This window comes from Corynebacterium freneyi (assembly GCF_030408835.1).
In the GTDB taxonomy this organism is placed as follows: Bacteria; Actinomycetota; Actinomycetes; order Mycobacteriales; family Mycobacteriaceae; genus Corynebacterium; species Corynebacterium freneyi.
This window is the reverse complement of record NZ_CP047357.1, coordinates 2,373,562-2,390,638: the sequence shown is the minus strand read 5'-3', so window position 1 is coordinate 2,390,638 and position 17,077 is coordinate 2,373,562. Positions and strand designations below refer to the sequence as shown.

At 69.2% G+C, this 17,077-nt stretch carries 15 protein-coding genes and 1 tRNA gene; 8 read left to right on the top strand and 8 right to left on the bottom strand.

The genetic code is table 11. From position 1 onward, the window contains the following. Window positions 1–73 precede the first annotated feature (73 nt). From CFREN_RS10700 to CFREN_RS10685, 4 genes are all read right to left on the bottom strand, one after another. Complete coding sequence (locus CFREN_RS10700) at window positions 74–1,285, bottom strand: ABC transporter permease (RefSeq protein ID WP_070522641.1); 1,212 nt, start codon at window positions 1,283–1,285, stop codon at window positions 74–76. Beyond that, window positions 1,282–2,193: an ABC transporter ATP-binding protein gene (locus CFREN_RS10695; RefSeq protein ID WP_209652021.1), complete on the bottom strand. Its 912-nt coding sequence runs from the start codon at window positions 2,191–2,193 to the stop codon at window positions 1,282–1,284. Before CFREN_RS10695 ends, CFREN_RS10700 begins: the two co-directional genes overlap by 4 nt. An 86-nt stretch (window positions 2,194–2,279) precedes the next feature. Next, window positions 2,280–2,852, bottom strand: a complete 573-nt coding sequence (locus tag CFREN_RS10690; RefSeq protein ID WP_070522647.1) for a hypothetical protein — start codon at window positions 2,850–2,852, stop codon at window positions 2,280–2,282. Then, window positions 2,849–3,166 (bottom strand): helix-turn-helix transcriptional regulator, encoded by a 318-nt coding sequence (locus CFREN_RS10685; protein ID WP_070522649.1) that lies wholly within the window; start codon window positions 3,164–3,166, stop codon window positions 2,849–2,851. Before CFREN_RS10685 ends, CFREN_RS10690 begins: the two co-directional genes overlap by 4 nt. A gap of 108 nt (window positions 3,167–3,274) precedes the next feature. Here CFREN_RS10685 and CFREN_RS10680 point away from each other — a divergent pair, with 108 nt between their 5' ends. From CFREN_RS10680 to gcvT, 7 genes are all read left to right on the top strand, one after another. Beyond that, a complete protein-coding gene (locus CFREN_RS10680; protein WP_209652023.1) occupies window positions 3,275–4,912 on the top strand; it encodes an FMN-binding glutamate synthase family protein in 1,638 nt (545 codons plus the stop codon). Between the two features lie 43 nt (window positions 4,913–4,955). Then, a complete protein-coding gene (locus tag CFREN_RS10675) occupies window positions 4,956–5,822 on the top strand; it encodes an aldo/keto reductase (protein ID WP_209652025.1) in 867 nt (288 codons plus the stop codon). Window positions 5,823–5,856: 34 nt separating this feature from the next. Further along, entirely contained in the window at window positions 5,857–6,624 is a 768-nt protein-coding gene (locus CFREN_RS10670; RefSeq protein WP_209652027.1) for an enoyl-CoA hydratase, read from the top strand. A gap of 12 nt (window positions 6,625–6,636) precedes the next feature. Beyond that, the gene (locus CFREN_RS10665; protein ID WP_209652029.1) at window positions 6,637–9,111 is read left to right on the top strand and encodes an HAD-IC family P-type ATPase; all 2,475 of its coding nucleotides are present in this window, start codon (window positions 6,637–6,639) and stop codon (window positions 9,109–9,111) included. A 252-nt stretch (window positions 9,112–9,363) separates the two neighbouring features. Further along, entirely contained in the window at window positions 9,364–9,771 is a 408-nt protein-coding gene (locus CFREN_RS10660; RefSeq protein ID WP_209654529.1) for a DUF485 domain-containing protein, read from the top strand. Window positions 9,772–9,774: 3 nt separating this feature from the next. Further along, complete coding sequence (locus CFREN_RS10655; RefSeq protein ID WP_209652031.1) at window positions 9,775–11,433, top strand: monocarboxylic acid transporter; 1,659 nt, start codon at window positions 9,775–9,777, stop codon at window positions 11,431–11,433. Between the two features lie 292 nt (window positions 11,434–11,725). Further along, on the top strand, window positions 11,726–12,907 hold the full coding sequence (gene gcvT, locus CFREN_RS10650) for a glycine cleavage system aminomethyltransferase GcvT (RefSeq protein ID WP_070522668.1): 1,182 nt from the start codon (window positions 11,726–11,728) through the stop codon (window positions 12,905–12,907). Window positions 12,908–12,910: 3 nt separating this feature from the next. Here gcvT and CFREN_RS10645 read toward each other — a convergent pair whose 3' ends face one another. The 4 genes from CFREN_RS10645 to CFREN_RS10630 form a co-directional block, all read right to left on the bottom strand. Further along, on the bottom strand, window positions 12,911–13,531 hold the full coding sequence (locus CFREN_RS10645; protein ID WP_209652033.1) for a hypothetical protein: 621 nt from the start codon (window positions 13,529–13,531) through the stop codon (window positions 12,911–12,913). A gap of 138 nt (window positions 13,532–13,669) precedes the next feature. Beyond that, window positions 13,670–15,055 carry a neocarzinostatin apoprotein domain-containing protein gene (locus CFREN_RS10640; RefSeq protein WP_209652035.1) on the bottom strand — a complete coding sequence of 462 codons (1,386 nt, stop codon included), beginning with the start codon at window positions 15,053–15,055 and terminating at the stop codon, window positions 13,670–13,672. A gap of 238 nt (window positions 15,056–15,293) precedes the next feature. Continuing rightward, entirely contained in the window at window positions 15,294–15,626 is a 333-nt protein-coding gene (locus tag CFREN_RS10635; protein WP_070522675.1) for a hypothetical protein, read from the bottom strand. Window positions 15,627–16,041: 415 nt separating this feature from the next. Next, a tRNA-Arg gene (locus CFREN_RS10630) sits at window positions 16,042–16,117 on the bottom strand. Between the two features lie 140 nt (window positions 16,118–16,257). On the opposite strand from CFREN_RS10630, the gene cobF reads away from it, so the two are divergent. Further along, window positions 16,258–17,073 (top strand): precorrin-6A synthase (deacetylating), encoded by an 816-nt coding sequence (cobF, locus tag CFREN_RS10625; protein ID WP_425321479.1) that lies wholly within the window; start codon window positions 16,258–16,260, stop codon window positions 17,071–17,073. Window positions 17,074–17,077: the final 4 nt, after the last annotated feature.

Here is a 17,077-nt window from a genome sequence, read left to right as displayed (position 1 = left end):
CCGTGTCTCGGGGAGGGGGTGATCTCCCGTCTCCGGGAGCGAGGGAGCGGGGGGAGCAGGGGGAGCGGGCCAATCAGCCCTTCAGGGCCTGCATCCAGGTGACGCGGGAACCGGTGTGCAGCACGGTGCGCGGGTAGATCTTCGCCGCGAGGAACAGCATGAGCAGGCAGCTGGCGGCGAGGATCGCGCCGGTGCCGAGCAGCTGCAGGCCGGAGAAGTTGCCCATCGCGTACTGCAGCGGCGCCGTGGTCACGGAGGCCGGCGGGATCCACGACGCGACCTGCATGAACGTCGAATCCAGCTGGGACCAGCCGAACGCCGGGACGTAGATGGCCACGAAGGCCAGGATCATCACCGGCATCTGCGCGGCGCTGAAATCCTCCATGCGGCTGACCAGCGAACCTGCCGCGGCGTACATGGCGGCGAAGAGGATGTATCCGAGGAGGAAGAACGGAAGCAGGGTGGCCACCGCACCCCACGGGATGTCGAAGTCGTCGGCCAAACCGGTGGCCACGATGGTCACCGACGCCGCCGCGACGATCGCGGCCAGCATGATCGCGCCGGCCAGGCCCGCGCCGATGATCTTGCCCGCCAGCAGGTGCAGCGGGCGGATGGTCGCCAGCATGATCTCGACGACGCGGGAGGACTTCTCCTCGATGACCGAGCTGGCCACGGAGCCGCCGAACATCATGATTCCGGTGATCATCACCATGACGCCGGCGCCGACGACGAGCAGCGCGGCGAAGTCCACGTCCTGCACGGTCTGCGGCGTCACCGACCCTCGGGCGGCGGCCTGCGCCACGGCGGCGGGGTCGCCGCCCTGCTCGGCGATGGCCTCGGCCTGCAGCTGCTGGGCCAGTGCGGAATTCAGGGTCGAGGCCAGCATGTCGGGGGCGCCGTCCTGCAGAAGCGTCCACTCGTCGTCGCCGGCGGGCAGCAGGGCGGCGTCGACGGCGTCGTCGTCGAGCAGGGCCCTGGCCTCGTCCTCCGATGCCGCGGCCCGCGTCTCGACGGGAGTCGGGGTGGTGCCCTCCGGGGCGTCGGCCAGCGCGTCGGCGAACGGGGCCTCTCCGACGACGGCGATGACCGTCGGTTCCGCGGCCTCTCCGTCGTCGCGGGTCAGGTACGCGGCGAGCAGAACGCCGCCGACGGCGAGGACGATGCCCAGGATGAGCGTGACCACCGACCCTTTCTTCACCAGGTTCTCGCGGAGCTCGCGCTTTGCGACGAGACCGATGGCCGTCGAGGCGCGGTAACCGTCACGGGGGGTGTTTCGGGTGCTCATGACTGGACGACCTCCTGGTACAGCTCGGTCAGGGGAATGTTGACGGGCCCGAAGGAATGCACCGGGCCGTGGGAACGGGCGAGATCGAGGAGCTGCTGGTCGACGTCGTCGGGGGCGCCGTCGGCAAGCGTGACGACGGTGCGGCCACCGCCGGCGACGGTGGTGGACGCGACGCCGGGAACGTCGTCGGCCCAGTTCGCCGGGGCGGAGGGGACGTCGACTCCGATGAGGGAGGGGCCCTTCGCCCGCAGCTCGGCGACGGTGCCCTCGGCGAGCATGCGGCCGTCGCGGATGATGCCGACGCGATCGCACAACCGCTCCACCAGATCCAGCTGGTGGGAGGAGAAGACCACGGGGATGCCGCGGTCGGCGCGCTCCCGCAGCACCCGCGACATCACGCCGACGGCGATCGGATCGAGGCCGGAGAACGGCTCGTCGAGGACCAGCACCTCCGGATCGTGGACCAGCGCCGCGGCAAGCTGCACGCGCTGCTGATTGCCCAGGGACAGGGTGTCGACCTTGTCGCCGGCGCGCTCGGAGAGATCGAGCGTCTCCAGGAGAGACTCGGCGCGGTCCTTCGCGGTCGGACCGTCCAGTCCGTGGAGCCGGGCGAAGTAGATCAGCTGATCGAGCACCTTCTCCTTCGGGTACAGGCCGCGCTCCTCCGGCATGTAACCGATGGTGCGGCGGGACGTGTCGTCGAGGGGAGCGTCGCCGAGGCGGACCTCGCCGCCGTCCGTGGACAGCACGCCCAGGGCGATGCGCATGGTCGTGGTCTTGCCGGCGCCGTTGGCGCCGACGAACCCGTAGATCTCTCCGGGGTGGACGGTGAAGCTCATGCCGTCGAGGACCCGGAGATCCCCGTAGGACTTGCGGAGGTCATCGATGATCAGCGGTGTGCCGGTCATGGTCGCCTTCCTTTCGGGTGGTCTGGTTCTTTCGGGTTGTCTGTTTCGGAGTGCCTGTTTCGGATCGTCTGTTTCGGGGGCCGCGATCACTCATCCGGCATCGTCCACGCGATGACCGCGGTGGGCAGGGAGAGGATCACCAGGAGCGGGATGAGGAAACCCAGGCCCAGCAGGTAGGGGACGTCGGCCGCCCACTCGGGACGGGCCCGCATCAGCCACGTGCCGAAAAAGGCAAGCGAGATGCTGAACACCAGGCCGAACCACAGAAAACACTGGTAGGCCAGGCTGCGCAACCCCTCCACGCGACTACGCTCGTACTCGTCGAGCACCGTCGCCGGTGCACCGTCCAGGTTGTCGGTCACGATGACCAACGTCGTCCACGTGCCCACGAGCAGCACGGTGAAAACGATCCACGGCAGCCCCCACCAATCCGACGAGCCGTCGCCAAGCAACGTCGCCGCGAACAGGATGCCCGCGACGAGCAACGCGAACACCATGGCGAGGTAAGCGACGACCAGGCGGCGCCGGCTCGCGCGATTGCGCAGCCGGGGAAACCACCCGGACATCATCTCGCGGCGTTCGAGGAAGACCCGTTCGCGCCGGGCCTGCCACCGATCGAGGAAAGTGCGGTCGTGCACGTCGGAATTCCGAATGTTCATCGCTGCTCCTCCGGGGTGGTGTCCCGGGTCGGGAATTGGGGTCGGTTCTGGGGCTGCGCCGCGTACAGGGCGGCGGACATCGGGGTGAACTCCTCGCGGGAGAACACCGCCTCGACCGGAAGGCCGAACACCTCGCACAACCGGAACGCCAGATCGAGGCTGGGGTAGTGGTCCCCGCGCTCGAGCGCCCCGATGGTCTGGGGGTTGACCTCCACGGCCTCCGCCAACTGCGCGCGACTGAGCCCGCGTTCCGCGCGGAGAACCGCCAATCGATTGAATATCGGTCGCTGTGGACCACGTTTCACCGGACTCATGTGACCAAGTGTTGGGAAAACCCAACGTTTTGTCAATAGGTCCAACAAAATTTTTCCGACGCCAACCCCGTATTTCCAGGTCAGCGGAATGCACGTACCCTGGAAAACGTGATCACACGGCCAACGATTCTCGGCATCCTGTTCGTCGCCAACGTCATCGCGCTGGCACTCACGGTCTTCGTCAGCCCCTGGTGGGCGGTGCTGCTGGCGGTGGTCGTGTTCCTGGACCTCGTCGCGGTCTACGACGTGCTCATCCAGAAGAAGCACACCCTGCTGCGGATCTACCCGATCCTCGGCCACGCCCGGTACCTGCTCGAGTCCATCCGACCGGAGACCCAGCAGTACTTCATCGAGCGCAACTTCGACGGCACCCCGTTCGACCGCGACACCCGCTCCGTCATCTACCAGCGGGCGAAGGGAATCGGGGCGAAGAAGTCGTTCGGCACCGAACGGGAGATCACCGCCCCCGGCTACGAATACATCCCCCACTCCATGGCTCCGTCGCGCACCGTCAACGCCAACCCGCGCGTGACGCTCGGCGGGAAGGACACCACCCAGCCGTACGACGTGTCCATCTTCAACGTCGCCGCCATGAGCTTCGGCGCGCTGTCGCCCAACGCGGTGCTCGCCATGAACAAGGGCGCGGCGATGGGCGGATTCATCCACGACACCGGCGAGGGCTCCATCTCCCCGTACCACCTGAAGTACGGCGCCGACCTGTTCTGGGAAATCGGCTCCGGCTACTTCGGCTGCCGCACCGAAGACGGCGACTTCGACCCCGAGAAGTTCCGCGAACGCGCCGCGCTGCCCCAGGTCAAGGCCACCTACCTCAAGGTCAGCCAGGGTGCGAAGCCCGGCCTCGGCGGCATGCTGCCCGGCGACAAGGTCGACGAGATCATCGCCGAAACCCGAGGCGTGCGCGTCGGCCAGGGCGTCGTCAGCCCGCCGTTCCACCGCGTGTACTCCACCCCGCGCGAACTGGTCCGCTTCATGGGCACCATGCGCGAACTCAACGGCGGCAAGCCCGTCGGCTTCAAGATCTGCGCCGGTTCCCGCATCGAATTCCTCGCCGTGTGCAAGGCCATGGTGGCCGAGGACATCACGCCGGACTTCATCATCGTCGACGGCGCCGAGGGCGGCACGGGCGCCGCGCCCCTGGAGTACTCCGACCGCGTCGGCATGCCGCTGACCGACGGCCTGGTCCTCGTGCACAACGCGCTCGTCGGCGCCGGCCTGCGCGACCGCGTCAAGATCGGCGCGACCGGCAAGATCGTCACCGGCTTCGACATCATCAAGCGCATGTGCCAGGGCGCCGACTTCATGGCCTCGGCCCGCGGCATGATGATGGCCACCGGCTGCATCCAGTCCCAGCTGTGCCACACCAACGAATGCCCCGTCGGCGTGGCCACCCAGGACCCGCGACGCTGGAAGGCCGTCGACGTCGAAGACAAGGCCAACCGCGTGCGCAACTTCCACGACGCCACCGTCCAGGAGGCCGTGGGCATGCTCGCGTCGATGGGCCTGGAAAGCTTCGACCAGCTGTCGCCGTCGATGCTCTTCCGCCGCACCTCCGACGAGTACGCCGAAACCTACGCCGAGCTGTACAACTGGCTCGAGCCCGGGGAGCTGCTGTCGGGCACCCGCTTCCACGCGTGGGCCGACGACTGGGAGCTCGCCGACCCCGACCGCTTCTGGTACCCGGAGCTCCACGACCGCGTGAAGCCGAAGGCCGCCGGCGCCGAGTAGCCGTCGGGGACGCGCACGCCCGAACCCGAGTACAAAAGGGGACATGGCCAACGAAGAAATCAACGGCACCCCCTCCACCGGAACCATTCCGTCGTTGTCCCTCAACGACGGCAACTCCATCCCGCAGATCGGCCTGGGCACGTGGCGCATGGACGACGCCACCGCCCGCCGCTGCGTCCGGCACGCCATCTCGATCGGCTACCGGCACATCGACACCGCCTCGCTGTACGGCAACGAAGTCGGCGTCGGCCAGGGCATCGCCGACGCCATCGCGGCCGGCGACGTCGCCCGCGGGGACCTGTTCGTGACCACCAAGGTGTGGAACGACGCCCACCGCGCCGCCGACACCCGCCGTTCGGCCGGTGACTCGCTGCGCAGGCTCGGTCTCGATTACGTCGACCTGCTGCTCGTCCACTGGCCCTGCCCGAAGCAGGGGCTGTTCGCGGAGAGCTACGGCGAAATCATGGTGCTTCGCGACGAAGGGCTGACGCGATCCGCCGGCGTCGCCAATTTCTACTCCGACGTGCTCGACGAGCTGCCCGAAGCCCCGGCCGTCAACCAGATCGAACTGCACCCCGGCCTGCCCCAGGATGAGCAGGTCGACGACGACCGTCGGCGGGGCGTCGTCACGCAAAGCTGGGCCCCGCTCGGCCGGGCCAAGCAGTTCGCGTCCGGGCCCATCGCCGACGTCGCGGCCGAGCTCGGCCGCACCCCCGCCCAGGTGACGCTGCGGTGGCACCTGCAGCGGGGTCTGGTGGCGATCCCGAAATCCGCCGACGAGGGGCGCATGGCCGAAAACCTCGGCGTGCTCGACTTCGAACTGTCCGACGAGCACATGGCCGCCATCGCGGGCCTGGCCGACCCGGACTCCCGCATCGGCGGCGACCCCCGTTTCTTCGGCGATGAGTAAACGGTGACGGCCGCACCCCGGTAGATTCGGAAACATGTCTGAGTCCAGCGTGGCCCCCGAGAACTCCGAGATCCGCGTCGAGCACGACGGCCCGATCACCGTCATCACCATCGACCGCGATCACAAGCGCAATTCCCTCAACGTCGGCGTGTGCTCCGACATCGCCGACGCGGTGGAGGCCGCGCCGGAGCGCGAGGAGTGCCGGGTCATCGTCATTCGCGGCGAGGGCCGCGCGTTCTGCGCCGGCGCCGATCTCGGCGGCCAGCACAGCGACGGCAACTTCCACGTTCAGCTTGCCCGCATGCTCCACGCGTTGCAGGAATGCCCGCGCATCATCATCGCCGACGTGCAGGGCGCGGCGGTCGGCGCCGGCATGCAGCTGTCCATGGCCGCGGACCTGCGCGTGGTGGGCGAACGAGGCTGGTTCATGATCCCGCCGGTCAAGCTCGGCATCGCCGTCGACGCGTGGACGGTCCGCCGCACCCGCGTGCTGGTCGGCGGCGCCCGCGCCCGCACCATCCTGCTGGCCGCCGAGCAGATCGACCAGGCCGAGGCGAAGTCCTGCGGCCTGGCGTCCTACCTGGGCGATTCCACCGTCACCCGGGAGGTCGCCGAGCGCATCGCGTCGTTCGCGCCGATGAGCCTCGCTTACCACAAGATGGTGCTCAACGACGACGAGACGAACCTGCCGCCGAAGCCGGACCAGCGCGAGCTGTATGAGGCGGTGTGGGCGTCGGAGGACGCCGCCGAGGCGGGCCGGGCGCGCGCGGAGAAGCGCGACCCGGTCTTCCGCGGAAAGTAGCGGTCCCGGAGGATGCGCGGGGACGGCGGAGAGGGCATCGACACCGCGTTCGTCACGGGCCCCGGCGGTCTGACGCGCGAGCAGGTCGACCAGCGCGTCCGCGCGGGGTTGGTCAACCACCTGCCGCCGACGTCGGGGCGCACGGTCACGGACATCATCCGCGCGAACGTGTTCACGCGGATCAACGCGATCCTGGCTGTGCTGCTGGCGATCGTGCTGTGGACGGGATCGTGGGTCAACGGCGCCTTCGGCCTGCTCATCATCGCAAACTCCATCGTCGGGGTGGTCCAGGAGCTGCGGGCGAAGCGGACGCTGGACAAGTTGTCCATCGTCGGTCGCGCCCGGCCGATGGTCATCCGCGATGGCGCCGGGACCCGGGAGCTGGACCGCGAGGAGATCGTCGTCGACGATCTGGTGGAGCTCGGCGCGGGCGATCAGATCGTCGTCGACGGCGTGGCCCGGTCGGTCGACGGCCTGGACGTCGACGAGTCGCCGCTGACGGGCGAGTCGAATCCGGTGCACAAAAACGTCGGCGATCCGTTGTATTCCGGGTCGCACGTCGTGTCCGGCGGCGGCACGCAGCAGGCGACGAAGGTCGGCGCGAACGCGTACGCCGCGCAGTTGGCGGCGGAGGCGAGCAAGTTCACGCTGACGGATTCGGAGTTGCTGCGGGGCATCAACAAGATTCTCCGGGTGATCACGTGGATCCTCGTCCCCACGGGTGTGCTGGTGATCTGGACGCAGTTGTTCCGGTCGGGGCAGCCGTTGCGGGAGGCGCTGTTGGCGATGGTGGCGTCGTTGGTGCCGATGGTCCCCGAGGGCCTGGTGCTCATGACGTCCATCGCGTTCGCCATCGGCATCGTCCGGCTGGGCCGCCGCCGGGTGCTCACCAACGAGTTGCCGGCGATCGAGGGGCTGGCGCGGGTCAACGTCGTGTGCGTGGACAAGACCGGCACGCTGACGGAGAACAGGATGCACGTGCGCGAGGTCGTGCAGCTTGACGACGTCGATGAAGCCGCCGTCCGCCCGATTTTGGCGGCGCTGGGCGGGTTGGAGGAGAGGCCGAACGCGACGACCCTGGCCGTCAACGAGCATCTCGCGGGCCTCGGCGTCGGCGATCCGGGGTGGCAGGTGGCCGACAAGGTTCCGTTCACGTCGGCGCGGAAATGGGCCGGCGCGACGTTCGAGGGGGAGGGGACGTGGGTGCTCGGCGCCCCGGACATCCTCGCCGCCGAGGAGTCTGCAGCGCTGGGGCGGGCGGCGGGGCTCATGGCCGAGGGGCTGCGGGTTCTGCTGTTGGCCCGGGCGAATCCGGACGTCGCGGCCACCGTGTCGGACGTCACGGTAGGACCCGACGAGCACGTCGACGAGCACCCGGGAATGCTGGAACCGGTCGCCCTGGTGGTGCTCGACCAGACCCTGCGGCCCGACGCCCGCGAAACGCTCGAGTACTTCGAGGCCGAAAACGTGACGGTGAAGGTCATTTCGGGCGACAACGCGGCGTCCGTCGGGGCGGTGGCCCGTGCGTTGGATCTGCCCGGCGGCGACCGGCCCGTCGACGCCCGCGACCTGCCCGACCCCGCCGGGGGAGGGGCGCAACGGGAGGCCTTCGCCGACGCGGTGGAGGAGGGACACGTCTTCGGCCGCGTCACCGCCGACCAGAAACGCGCGATGGTGCGGGCGCTGCAATCGCACGGGCACGTCGTGGCCATGACCGGCGACGGAGTCAACGACATCCTGGCGCTGAAGGAGGCCAACATCGGCGTGGCCATGGGCGCCGGCGCCCCCGCGACGAGGTCGGTGTCGCAGCTGGTGCTGCTGGACAACCGCTTCGCCGTCATGCCGCACGTGGTCGCCGAGGGGCGCCGGGTGATCGGCAACATCGAGCGCGTGGCCAATCTCTTCCTGACCAAGACCATCTACTCCGTGTTCCTGGCGCTGGCGGTGGGGATCATCGGCTACGCCTACCCCTTCGAACCGATCCACGTGACCATCACGGGCTGGTTCACCATCGGCATCCCCGCCTTCGTGCTGTCGTTGGCGCCGAACCACGAGCGGGCGAAGCCGGGGTTCGCGTCACGGGTGTTTCGGCTGGCCCTGCCCTCGGGGCTCATCGTCGGCATGCTGACGTTCGGGTTCTGGCTGTGGGCCTATCCGGGTGCCGACGCGGCGCCGGAGGTCGAGGGGGCGGCGTCGACGGCGACGCTCGTCGTCCTCATCATCAGCGCGTTGTGGGTGCTGGCGGTGGTGGCGCGGCCCTACGAGCCGTGGAAGATCGCCCTGCTGGCCACCGCGGCCGGGGCGTACGCCGTCATTTTCCTGGTCCGGCCGATCGCGTCGATCCTGCATCTGCACCCGGTGCCGACGGGGATGGGCGTCGCCGCCGTGCTGACCGGCATGGTGGGGGCGGTGCTCGTGGAAGCGGTGTGGCAGTTCAATCGGACGCGGGAAGATCGTCTCCGAACCCAAACAGTTAATTGTCGTTAACTCAATCTGGGTTGCCGCGGGGGTAACTGCGTTAGGTGACGTTCTTCCAGGTGGGGACAACCTTTGGGGGTGGCGTGAACTTCCTTAAGGCACCCTGTGAGTGTGATCCGTTTCGCAGGCCGGGGTGTTGCAGGTAACTTCAGGTGCACACATATTTCTGTGTGATGCGCCGCACAACGCATCACGCCGAGTGAGGTGTTACCCGCGGGCGGCCGGCCAATGGTCCCCGTGAACCGTGATTGTCCGTACAAGATGACCCGGAAAGGCACACCAGTGTCCGCAACCCCACAGCCGGTAGATCGGCACAAGCCCACCGCGGCGGAGTACCGCCACGTGCAGGGCACCGAGGAGTTCCAGGAACTCCGCACGACCTTCCGTTCCTTCACCATTCCGCTGACCGTCGCCGGTCTCGTCTGGTACATCGCCTACGTTCTCCTGGCGACCTACATGCCCGACCTGTTCGGCACCGAGATGCCGGTCTTCGGCAACCTCGGCATTCTGCTCGGCGTGCTGCAGTTCGTCACCACGTTCTTCATCACGTGGTGGTACATCTCCTTCGCCAACAAGAAGCTCGAGCCGATGCAGGCCGCCATCCGCGACGAGATGGAGTCCGGCGCCGTCGCCGCGAAGCTCGGCTCCGGCAACAAGGAGGCCAAGTAAGACATGAACACCCTGAATCTCCTCGCCCAGGAGTCGGATCTCGGCAAGAGCAACCCGATTCTCAACATCATCGTCTTCGTCGCGTTCATCGTGATCACGATGGTGGTCGTCACCCGCGTCTCCAAGGGCGGCAACAAGAAGGACGCCTCCGACTTCTACACCGGCGGCGCCCAGTTCTCCGGCACCCAGAACGGCCTGGCCATCGCCGGTGACTACCTGTCGGCGGCCTCGTTCCTCGGCATCGTCGGCGCCATCGCGCTGAGCGGCTACGACGGATTCCTGTACTCCATCGGTTTCTTCGTGGCCTGGCTGGTCGCGCTGCTGCTCGTCGCCGAGCCGCTGCGCAACGTCGGCAAGTTCACCATGGCCGACGTGCTGGCGTTCCGCCTCAAGCAGCAGCCGGTGCGCACCGCCGCCGCCTGCACCACCCTGGCGGTCACGCTGTTCTACCTCATCGCACAGATGGCCGGCGCCGGCTCCCTCGTCGCCGTGCTGCTGAATCTGGAGGGCGAGCTCGAGCAGTCCATCGTCGTCGCCGTCGTCGGCATCGTCATGATCGCCTACGTCCTCATCGGCGGCATGAAGGGCACCACCTACGTCCAGATGATCAAGGCCGTGTTGCTCGTCGGCGGCGTCGCCATCATGACCGTCCTGGTCTTCGTCTCCGCCAAGTCCGGCTTCGTCGGCCTGCTGGAGCAGGCCGTGGCCACCCACGACGCCTCGGCAACCGCGGCCGAGGCCGGAACGAAGGGCTCCCAGCTCCTCGAGCCGGGCATGAAGTACGGCGCCACCGAGACCTCCAAGCTCGACTTCATCTCCCTGGGTCTGGCCCTGGTGCTCGGTACCGCGGGTCTGCCGCACGTGCTCATGCGCTTCTACACGGTGCCCACCGCCCGTGAGGCCCGCAAGTCCGTGACCTGGGCCATCGTGCTCATCGGTTCCTTCTACCTGATGACCCTCATCCTGGGCTTCGGCGCCGCCGCCCTGGTCGGCCCCGACGCCATCCTCGCCGCCCCGGGTGGCGCGAATGCCGCGGCCCCGCTGCTGGCGTTGCGTCTCGGCGGTTCCATCTTCATGGCACTGATCTCCGCCGTCGCCTTCGCCACCGTCCTCGCGGTCGTCGCCGGCCTGGCCATCACCGCTTCGGCGTCCGTCGGCCAGGACCTCTACCAGGCCGTCATCAAGAAGGGCACCGCGACCGAGGAGCAGCAGGTCCGCGTGTCCCGCATCACGGTCGTCGTGCTGGGCATCGCGTCCATCATCCTGGGCATCCTGGCCATGTCGCAGAACGTCGCCTTCCTGGTCGCGCTGGCCTTCGCCGTCGCCGCCTCGGCGAACCTGCCGACCATCCTGCTGTCGCTGTTCTGGAAGAAGTTCAACACCACCGGTGCGGTCGCGTCGATGTACGTCGGCGTGGGCTCCGCCCTGCTGCTGATCTTCTTCTCCCCGGCCGTCTCCGGCCTCGAGACCTCCATGGTCCCGGGCGCCGACTGGTCCTTCTTCCCGCTGCAGAACCCGGGCCTGGTCTCCATCCCGCTCGGCTTCCTCGCCGGCATCGTCGGCACCTTCGTCGGCAAGCCGGACAACCTGGATGACCTCCAGGCCGAGATGGAGGTCCGCTCCCTCACCGGCGTCGGCACCGAAGCCGCCGTCGACCACTAGGAGCGACCCCCGCAGCATCCCGGGCGCGGTGATCATCGACCGCCCCGGGTGGGGCGCCCCCACGGTGGCGCCCGAGCCTCACGCCCATGAAACCCAGCCTCGACCCCGGAGAAATCCGGTGTCCGGGGCGGGGTTTCGGCATTTTCCGGAGCGCTCGGCGGGTCCCGACAACCCGGTGGGCGTCGCAAAGCAAGCCGCTGACCTGCCGCAGGCGGAAACCCCGGGGCGCGGATAGAGTGGTTGCCAACCAGGCCCGGGGCCGTCGGGCCCGTGACGAAAGCAGGAGGCACCCATGACCGACTCGACCGCGAACCCGAATCCGGAGGCGTCGCCGATCCGCAGCCCGCTGCACGACCGGCACGTGGCGCTGGGAGCGGAGATTCGCGACGTCGGCGGATACGAGCTGCCGTTCCGGTACTCGAGCGAACTCGAGGAGCACAAGGCGGTGCGCGAGGCGGTCGGCCTGTTCGACCTGTCCCTGATGGGCGAGATCCGCGTTTCCGGCCCCGACGCCGCCCGTTTCCTGGCGCACACCCTCATCTCCGCCATCAAGCCCATCGCCCTGGGCAAGGCCAAGTACACGATGATCGTCCAGGAAGACGGCGGCATCATCGACGACCTCATCGTCTACCGTCTCGGCGTCGACGAGTTCATGCTGGTCCAAAACGCCGGCAACATGCGCGAGGTCTACGGCACGCTGCGCGAGCGCATCGGCGGCTACGACGTCGAGGTCGTCGACCGCAGCGCCGAGATCGCCCTCATCGCCGTCCAGGGCCCGAAGGCGGCGAAGCTGCTGCGCCGCGTCGTGCCCGCCGACTCGCACGGCACGCTCGACGCGCTGCGCTACTACTCCTGCACCTCGCTGGAGGTCGCCGGCGTCGAGATGATCGTCGCCCGCACCGGCTACACCGGCGAAGACGGCTTCGAGGTGTTCCCGCCGGCCGACCGCGGCGCCGAGGTGTGGGATGCGCTGCTGGCCGCCGGCGGCGCCGTGTCGGACCCCGCGGATCCCGCCGATGACGGCTCCGACCTGGGCGTGCGCCCGTGTGGCCTGCTGTGCCGCGACATCCTGCGCCTCGAGGCCGGCATGCCGCTGTACGGCCGCGAACTCACCCGCGAGCGCACTCCGCTCGAGGCCGGCCTGAAGTCCGTCATGGGGCCGACGAAGGGCAACTTCATCGGCCGCAACGCGCTGTTCAACCAGCCCGAGCCGAAGCAGCTCCTGGCCGGCCTGCAGATCGAGGGCAAGGTGGCCCCCGAGCGCGGTACGGTGCTTCGCGACGCCGACGGCAACGAGGCCGGCGTGGTCACCTCGTCCAAGGTGTCTCCGACGTTCGGGTACCCCATCGCGTTCGCGTACGTCGACCGTTGGCTGTCCACCAAGGGCACCGAGCTGAAGCTCGACGTCGAGGGCGAGGAGCGCACCGCCACCGTCGTACCGACGCCGTTCTACAACCGCAAGAAGCGCAGGTAGGCGCTACCGCGTCGGGCGGTCGGGCTCCGGGGTGGTCCGCTGCGACGAGGTGCCGCCCGGGCCGCGATGATCGTCGTTGTCGCCGTCGCCGTCGCCGTCAGCGCCGGGGTCCGGGGTGGTGTCGTCGCCCTGCGACGGATCGCCGGGCTCGGTCGTGCCGTCGCCGGGGGCGGGCGCGGTGTCGGTGGGGGAGGGTTCGTCGAGGATGACGGTCCAGCGCGGGATCGGTTCCCCGGTGCAGATGAGGTTCTCGCCGTTGACCGCCGGCCGCAGGGTGCCCTCCAGTCCCGGACAGGGGTCGCCGATGCGGGCCCTGCCGTCGGCGCTGCGCGTGGCGGTGGGGGTCGCGGGTCGTGCGTCGTCTCCGGTGGCCGCACCCTGGTCGGTGGGAGCCGTCGGGGAGGCCGGGGAGTCGGTGGGCTCGGCGGACGTCGATTCGGAGGGAGTCTGCGACGTTGCCGACGTCGACGAGCCCGCCTCACCGGTGTGCGACGGACGCGAGGACGAATCGGCGACGGACGACACCGCCGAGGAGTCGATGTCGTCCGCGTTCTCAGACGGGGCGCAGGCGACCGCCGACAACGTCATGCCGCAGACCGCGGCGGCGATGATGGTGCGTTTCATGCCCGTTCCTCCCGTCTTCGTCGAATCGTCGTTGGTGCGAGTACGGGGTGAGCCTACATGGCCGGGGCCGTGTCCGGCGATTTCGACGTGATCGCCGGCGAATCGGGGCAGCGTCGGGCGCCGTCCAACTGCCGTGAACTACCCGTCCGAATCCGTGCGGCGGGTCCGGCGACCCAGCAGCATCCCGGCGCCGAACAGCGCGGCCCCGGTGACGGCGCCGATCAGCCCGGCGGACAAAGTGGCCATGGGGGAACCGGACGCGGCCAGCGTGGCTTCGGTCGTGGTCGCGGCGTCGTCGGCGGCCTCGTCGGCCCCGGTGCCGGTGCCGAGACCAGGGGGCTGGCCCGAACCGGTGCCGGGCGTCGACTTCGAGCCGACGGGCTTCGACCCGGCCTTCCCGCCGGTTCCCGTGGTTGCGGGGGCGGCCGCCGATGCCGCGGCCTTCTCCTCCGCGGTGCCGCCGACGACGAGGTCGGTGACGGTGTCCTGGCTGCGGTCGGAGGAGCCGTGGGCGGCGAAGGTGAACATGGCGCAGGCGTTGTCGATGCAGTTGCCGGCGGCGAACACGGGCTCCACGTCGACGATGGTCGTGAAGGAACCGTCCGCGCCCATTTCGGCGGTCTTGACGTAGTTCACGGCCCCGAAGGCGGAGGCGTCGGTGTGCGAGAACTTGGCCTTTTCGGCGACGCCGACGTAGATGCCGGGGCCGGTCGTCGCAAAGCCCGTGCCGGTGACGGTGATGGAGGTGACTCCGGTTGCGGCGATCTGGTTGGTCGACAGGGTGACGCTCGGCCCGTGTGCGGAGGCCGTCGCGGCGGGGGCGCCTCCGGTGCTTGGCGACGGTGCCGTGGCGGCCGGTGCGCCGGGACGCGTCGGTGCGGCGGGGGAGCCGGCCGGGCCGGACTCGGCGGGGGCGGCGGGTGTGGCGGCGCCGTCGAAGTGGATGGGCTCCCACACGTCCTGGCTGCGATCGGCGAGTTTGGGGAATGCGGTGAACGTGGCGACGTAGCACTGGGTGGTGCGGCAATCCACGTCGCCGAAGGTGACGTCGACCGGCAGTTCGGTGGTGAATGCGCCGGCGTCGTCGACGCTGACCTTGACGGCTTCGCCGTAGGTCTGCGGGTACCCGGACGCGGGCTTCTCGATGGTCTGCGTGACGTAGATGTTCTCGCCGGGCGCGTAGCCGGCGCCGGTGATGGTGAGGACGGAATCGTCGTCGAGCCCGTCTCGTGCGGAGAGGGTGAAGCGGGGGCCGTCGGAGGCATCGCGGTCGGCGGCGCCTCCGGGGAAGGGCAGCGCCGGGAAGCCGCCGGGCAGCGAAGGTGGCGAAAGCAGCGGAGACGCGAGGGACGCCGGCGGCCCGGGGGTGGCTCCGGCGGTCGGGGTCGGGAGCGGGCCGCCGCCGATCATGACGACGGCGCCGACGGCGATCGCGGCGAGCGGCAACCGGAGATGGCGTCGCCCGGCGGTGGGGCGGGCATCGGTTGCCGGGGAGCACGCGCGGTGGGGTGCGGGAACGGTCACGGATCCTCCGATTGTCATCCTCAAGTCAGGCTGAGGGTAGCCTATGCAAAAAAGGTATGGCAATCGCAATCGCTGGGCCGTTGTGGGGGCCGTTGTGGGGGCCGTTGTCAACCGGAATGAAAACGCCGACCACGCCCCTCGGTGGGGCGGGTCGGCGTCGTAAAGCAGGGCCGGAGACGCTCACGTGCGCGCGTGCGGCGTGCTAGGGCGTGCCGGAGGTAAGGGGTCGGCGGGAAGCTTAGAGCTCGCCGCGGGCGCGACGGGCCTTCTCCTCCTCGGCTTCCTTCTTCAGCTTCTCCTCGAGTTCCTCGAGTTCCTCGTGGAAGAGCTCCTTGCGGTCCTCGAGGGAGATGTTGCCGTCGAGCTCGGAGAAGTTCGCGCCGTAACGCTGGCCGAGGAACATGTCCACCGCCGCGCCGAGCTGCTTGGCGTCGTAGAAATTGAGCAGGAGAATCTGCTTCTCGTTTTCGTCGACGAGGCGCAGGCGGAGGTGGCCGTCGATGTCGGTGAGACGGGCGAAAACCTTCACGCCGTCGACGTCGGTGAACGCGGGCTTCCTGGAGGCGGGCATTGCGGGGTCCTTTCCGTGGATGCTTCCACTGTCGGCGGAAGTCCCGAAAACCCTCGTGCGACCGGGCCGGCCTTCAGGGGGGGGGGCGTCGGTTCTTCCGGGCGCACCCGATGACCGAATGCACCATGTCCACCTTCGACCCTAACCATGGTCGGGGCACCTGCGCCCGGCGAGATTCGCCCCACCCCGGGCTAACGGTGATCGATGCCCCGTGACCTGCCGGAACGGCGTCCGCAAGGGGTGTGTTCGGGTGGTTGCGGCCCCCGTTCGGGTGGCGGGCCGGGAGGCGGGCCCGGTCGTCGCGGTCGGCGGCGGGGTGGGAATCAACTCGCGGGGTTTTTGTGGGCTTAGGCGGGTTTCGACCCCTTCAACGCGGCAGTCCCCGACCTATTGCCGAAGGCCGGGGGTTGTTTCGTGGTGCCCCAGGCAGGAATCGAACCTGCGACACCGGCTTTAGGAGAGCCGTGCTCTATCCACTGAGCTACTGGGGCGAGTCGGCGACGTGCGGGGCGCTGAGGCGCGTGCCGCGTCGCGACGCCACAACATTACCCCACGGTGCGCCCGGTCTACGATGGGGCCAGCCCGGCCGATGGTCCGCGTCGGGAAAGTCCGATGCAGCGAGGTCCAGGAAGTGCAAAAGCCCACGGTCACCGACGCCAACGACGCCCCGGCGGTGCTGGGCATCGACGTCATCGGCATCGGTGCGGGCAGTCCCGCGCACGTGACGGTGGAGGCCATCGAGGCGCTGCAGAACGTCGACGTGGTGTTCGCGTTGGACAAGGGAGAGGCGAAGGCGGATCTGCTCGATGCGCGCCGCGTCATCCTCGACGCCCATGCTCCGCACGTGGAGTTGGTGGTCGTGTCGGATCCGCCGCGGGATCGGGCGCCGGCGGATTATGCGGGCGTGGTGCGCGATTGGCATCGGGCGCGGGCCGAGTTGCTTTACGACGCCATGACGCGGTCGTTGGCGCCGTCCGAGGGCGGTGCGCGGCGCGGTGCGTTCCTGGTGTGGGGCGACCCGTCGTTGTACGACTCGACGTTGCGGATCCTCGATCGCATCCGGGGGCTGGGGGCGGAGCTCGAGGTCCGCGTGATCCCCGGCATCACCGCAGTGCAGGCGCTGACGGCGGCGCACGCGACGACGCTGAATCGCATCGGGCGCCCGGTTTTGGTGACCACGGGGCGCCGCCTGGGCGAGCGGCCGGCGGGCACCGACGCGGTGGTCATGCTCGACGGGGCCGCGGCGTGGCTGGAGCATGCCGACGCCGACGAGGAGATCCTGTGGGGCGCCTACCTGGGCACCCCGATGGAGGTGCTGCGCCGCGGCCGGGTCGGGGAGATCGGCGGGGAACTGGCGACGCTGAAGGCCGAGCTGCGCGCCGAGCACGGTTGGATCATGGACATCTACTTGCTGCGTCCGGCGGGCACGACCGACGCGGGGGAGTAGGGGC